The sequence below is a fragment of the Proteus sp. Marseille-Q3619 genome, from assembly GCF_965283115.1.
In genome coordinates, this window is sequence record NZ_CBDIMP010000008.1 from 1 (window position 1) to 1,394 (window position 1,394).

Below are 1,394 nucleotides of genomic sequence, written 5' to 3' on the forward strand. Positions count from 1 at the left end.
GGCTCTTGAAATAAAACTCCATTTTTATCTCTTTTATAAAAAATTTTACTGTAAAAGAAGTAACATTATATTCTGCATAAAATCTCAACAATAAATTATTGTGACTATCTTTTATTCCAATATCAGATTTTTATTCTTAAATTTGATTTAAGGAAAGTTATAAAAATATAAGTCTAAAAAATAGACATTTTGATCGTCTTCACAATTCAGAAAAGATCGATTTGAAGTTTAACTCCGAAAATAATTATATATTGGAGTGATCTTCAATATACAAAAAACACCCTACTTGATGACAATAATAAGAGCTAATAAGTATGAACAGAATAAAGAAAATATCTTACGCCTGTCTCTCTGTAATGCTAGTGTCAGCAATATTCACCTCTACTAGCTTTGCAGAAAAACTTCCTAACTTACCTGTCACATTTAAAAGTGGGGCAGGAACAATCAACAAAAATGTTATTTATATTGGTTTAGGCACAGCAGGAAAATCTTGGTATAAGCTTGATCTTAATAATCAAACAAAACAATGGGAAAAAATAGCAGACTTTCCTGGTACACAAAGAGATCAGGCCATTGCACTAGCATTAAATAACGATATTTATGTATTTGGTGGTGCGGGAAAAGAAAATAAAGAGAGTGAAACTATTAGTGCACTCACAGAAGTTTATCGTTATTTACCTAAAGAAAATAAATGGGAAAAAGTGAATACGCGGGCGCCTTACGGATTAGTTGGGCATGCTGGTATTAATATTAACAACCATGAAGCTATTATTCTTGGTGGTGTTAATCAACAAATTTTTGATGGTTACTTTGTTGATTTAAACCGTACCAAAGAGAATGGATCTGAAAATAAAAAAGTCATCAGTGATTATTTTAATAAACCTGCGGAAGGTTACTTCTTTAATCGAAATATAATGGAATATAACGCTGAAAGTAATCAATGGCGATTATTAGGTGTTATGCCATTTAATGGAACGGCGGGTTCGGCATTAGCTTATGATGGTAATAAAATCACCTTAATAAATGGTGAAATAAAACCGGGATTACGAACCAGTGAAGTGCAAACAGCGATATTTAAAAACAATCAATTACAATGGAACACGGTAGCACAAAAGCTACCAAATCCTACACCTGATCAGCAACAAGACGGCTTAGCAGGTGCATTTGCGGGTTACAGCATGCACACCTTGCTGGTTGCTGGAGGGGCAAATTTTCCGGGTTCTCAGGCAAACTATGCACAGCAACATTATTTTGCGCATCAAGGACTAGAAAAAACGTGGCATAAAGAAATTTATGGCTTTATTAATAATCAATGGAAAGTCATTGGCGAATTACCTCTTCCTCTTGGCTATGGTGTCACTATCTCACATGATAATTCACTTTATTTAATTGGA

Annotated in this window: 1 protein-coding gene; it reads left to right on the plus strand. The window is 33.4% G+C overall.

What is annotated here, in order from left to right; all coding sequences use genetic code 11:
• Positions 1-314 precede the first annotated feature (314 nt).
• The coding region (locus tag ACWPWK_RS19015; RefSeq protein WP_454209245.1) for an N-acetylneuraminate epimerase at positions 315-1,394 on the plus strand (1,080 nt) is incomplete at its 3' end.